Origin of the sequence: Knoellia flava TL1, from assembly GCF_000768675.1 — a bacterium.
Lineage (GTDB): Bacteria > Actinomycetota > Actinomycetes > Actinomycetales > Dermatophilaceae > Knoellia > Knoellia flava.
On sequence record NZ_AVPI01000078.1, the window covers coordinates 1 to 3,269 of the forward strand.

A 3,269-nucleotide genomic window follows, 5' to 3' on the forward strand; every position below is an offset into this window, starting at 1 on the left:
ACCGAGGACGGCGACGAGGGTCGGCCGCAGCTCGGCCTCGGCACCCTCGAGCCCGCTGCCCGCCGCCACGACCTCGCCCTCGACCTCGGCGACCGGCCGTCGCACCACGGCCGGGGCCGTCGAGGTGGGGGTCGCCGACGCGGGCGAACCGCCGGGAGAGGACGTCGCCGACGCAGTGCCAGAGGTGGACGGGGTGGCGGACGGCGTCGCCAGCTCGCTCTCGGGGACGCCACGCTGGCGCAGGGCGTCGTGGAGCACGGTCGCCTGCCTGGCGTGCAGCTGCGGCAGCAGTGGCGCGAGCGGGTCGGTCGCGACGAACGACGCGGTCGAGGCGGCGACGACGGCGGCGTGCAGGCGCAGGAGGGCCTTCTCGGCGTCGATCGGCTCGCGGGTCGGGACGAGCGGCACCCGCGGGGCGTCGTCCTCGAGACGGATGCCGCAGCCGGCGAGAGCCGCCACGACCGCACCCAGTGCCCCCGCGGTGACGAGGCGCCGGGTCGGACCCGGGGCCGACGGGGTGGCGTCACGCATGTCGGCATCCTCGCACGCGTGGAAGGCCACCTCCGCGCCCGGCTAGAGTGGGCGTCTCCGCAAGGTGCAGGACGCGGACCGAGAACTACAGAGAGGGAGATCGATGACCCGGGACACCGCAGTGCAGGAGCTGCTCGCAGGTGCGTTGGACGGATCGGGAGTCGTCCTCGAAGAGGTCAGCATCACCCCCGCAGGCCGCCGCCGCGTCGTCAGGGTCGTCGTCGACCGCGCGCTCGACACCACTGGCGACGTCACCGACACCGTGGACTCCCTCTCGCTCGACGAGATCGCCGAGACGACCCGCACCGTGAGCGAGGTCCTCGACGACTCCGACGTGCTCGGGGAGCAGCCCTACACCCTGGAGGTCACCTCGCCCGGCGTCTCCCGACCGCTCACCGCGCCCCGCCACTTCCAGCGCAACGTCGGACGGCTCGTCACCCTCGCCGTGCGCGACGGCGCGCCCGTGACCGGCCGCATCACCCGGGCCGGCGCCGACGACCTCACCCTCGCGATCCCGGCCGTCAAGAAGACGCCCGGTCGCGACGAGACCTTCCCGTATGCCGTCCTCGACCGTGCCGAGGTGCAGGTCGAGTTCTCGCGCAAGGACGACACCACCCCGGCCCCGGCCGGCCCCACCGACGACTCCGACGCCGACGCGTCGGGCCACAAGGAGAGCTGACCCATGGACATCGACCTCGCCGTCCTGCGGGGTGTCGAGCGCGAGCGCGACATCTCGCTCGACGTCCTCATCCCCGCCATCGAGCAGGCGCTCCTGCTCGCCTACCACCGCACCGAGGGCGCCTACCGCAACGCCCGGGCCGAGCTCGACCGCAAGACCGGCCACGTGACGATCTGGGCTCGCGAGGAGTTCGAGGTCCCCGTCGAGGACGAGGCCCCCGAGCTGGCCGCCGACACGGCTGCGTCCGCAACTGTGGGGGCCGGAAGCCCCACATCTGCGGACGCAAGCCCGGCGGCTGACGCAACGTCCGCAACTGTGGGGGCTGGGGCCCCCGGAAGTGCGGACGCAAGCAGTGCCGACGCGGGTGACGACGACGCGGAGGGCGACGACGCCACGACCGAGCCGGCCGAGCCGGCCGAGCCCGCCCGCCCGCGCACCCGCCGCGAGTACGGCCCCGAGTTCGACGACACCCCGCGTGACTTCGGTCGCGTCGCCGCCGCGACCGCCCGCCAGGTCATCGTCCAGCGCCTTCGCGACATCGAGGACGACGCGATCATGGGCGACTTCAAGGGCCGCGAGGGCGACATCGTCGCGGGGATCATCCAGCAGAGCCCCGACCCGCGGCATGTCACCGTCGACTTCGGCACCGTCGAGGGGATCCTCCCGCTCGCCGAGCAGGTCCCGGGCGAGAAGTACGTCCACGGGCAGCGGCTGCGGACCTACGTCGTCAGCGTCAAGCGCGGCATGCGCGGCCCGCAGATCGGCCTCTCCCGCACGCACCCCAACCTCGTGCGCAAGCTCTTCGCCCTCGAGGTCCCCGAGATCGCCGACGGCAGCGTCGAGATCGCCGCACTGGCCCGTGAGGCCGGTCACCGCACGAAGATCGCCGTCCACACCAAGGTCGCCGGCCTCAACGCCAAGGGCGCCTGCATCGGTCCCATGGGTGCCCGCGTGCGGGCCGTCATGGCCGAGCTGCACGGCGAGAAGATCGACATCGTCGACTACAGCGAGGACCCGGCGACCTTCATCGCCGCTGCGCTCAGCCCCTCGCGCGTGCAGTCCGTCGAGATCGTCGACCGCACCCTGCGGGCGGCCCGTGTCGTCGTTCCCGACTACCAGCTCTCGCTCGCCATCGGCCGCGAGGGCCAGAACGCCCGGCTCGCCGCCAAGCTCACCGGCTGGCGCATCGACATCCGCTCGGACAACCCGGGTTCGGGTGCCCCGCGCGAGGGGTCCTCGGGCCCGTCGGCGGCGTCCGGTGACACTCCCGACCCCCACTAGGCGCTACCATGGACGGGACCGACCGGGCTGGACTCCGGACTCGGGCGCCGCACGCGAAGGCGGGCACACGGCATACGTCAGCAGTGACGGGACCGGTGCGCACCTGCGTGGGGTGCCGGATGTCGGATAGCCGGTCGGCACTCCTGCGAGTGGTCGTCGGAGGCCACGGGGACCTCGTTCCCGACCTTCGACGGTGTCTCCCGGGGCGCGGCGCCTGGCTGCATCCCACCGGAGAATGTTTCGACCTCGCCGTCCGACGACGGGCGTTCGGGCGTGCGCTGCGAGTCAGCGTGCCTCTGGACACCACCGCCGTGGCGGAGGAGATCGCCACCCACGAGCAGAACCGTCCGTCCTCAGGGAACCAACCGTAGCTCTGAACAGAGAGTGGTTTGACGCTGATGAGCACCCGATGAGCATCCGATGAGTTCTCAGAAATGAGCTCCCCCCAGCACTAGTGGTCCGTGCCTGCTGCTTCGTCAGGTCACACGGACCAGATGAAGGAGAAACGTGGCAAAGGTCCGAGTCAGCGCACTCGCCAAGGAAGTCGGAGTGACCAGCAAGGTCCTCCTCGAGCGCCTCAACGACATGGGCGAGTACGTCAAGTCGGCGTCCTCGACCATCGAGGCACCGGTCGTCCGCCGGTACCAGGAGAAGTTCCCCGTCGAGAAGGCGGCTCCTGCCGAGGCTCCCGCCAAGCCGGCGGCCAAGAAGGCCGCCGCCAAGCCCGCTGCTGCCGCACCCGCAGCGACGCCGGGTCCCAAGGCTCCCGCTGCGCCCG

Annotated in this window: 5 protein-coding genes; 4 read left to right on the forward strand and 1 reads right to left on the reverse strand. The window is 72.1% G+C overall.

The genetic code is table 11. The features are described from left to right. Positions 1-531 (reverse strand): hypothetical protein (locus N798_RS16385; RefSeq protein WP_198030770.1); only part of this gene is annotated, 531 nt, incomplete at its 3' end. Between the two features lie 103 nt (positions 532-634). Here N798_RS16385 and rimP point away from each other — a divergent pair. The 4 genes from rimP to N798_RS16400 all read left to right on the forward strand — a co-directional run. Beyond that, complete coding sequence (gene rimP, locus N798_RS16390; protein ID WP_035950754.1) at positions 635-1,210, forward strand: ribosome maturation factor RimP; 576 nt, start codon at positions 635-637, stop codon at positions 1,208-1,210. A 3-nt stretch (positions 1,211-1,213) separates the two neighbouring features. Next, positions 1,214-2,491 carry a transcription termination factor NusA gene (gene nusA, locus N798_RS16395; protein WP_035950757.1) on the forward strand — a complete coding sequence of 426 codons (1,278 nt, stop codon included), beginning with the start codon at positions 1,214-1,216 and terminating at the stop codon, positions 2,489-2,491. Between the two features lie 119 nt (positions 2,492-2,610). Continuing rightward, the gene (locus N798_RS17950) at positions 2,611-2,862 is read left to right on the forward strand and encodes a YlxR family protein (protein WP_229708761.1); all 252 of its coding nucleotides are present in this window, start codon (positions 2,611-2,613) and stop codon (positions 2,860-2,862) included. Positions 2,863-3,040: 178 nt separating this feature from the next. Further along, positions 3,041-3,269, forward strand: a 229-nt coding sequence (locus N798_RS16400) for a hypothetical protein (protein WP_035950760.1), incomplete at its 3' end; no start/stop codon positions are given.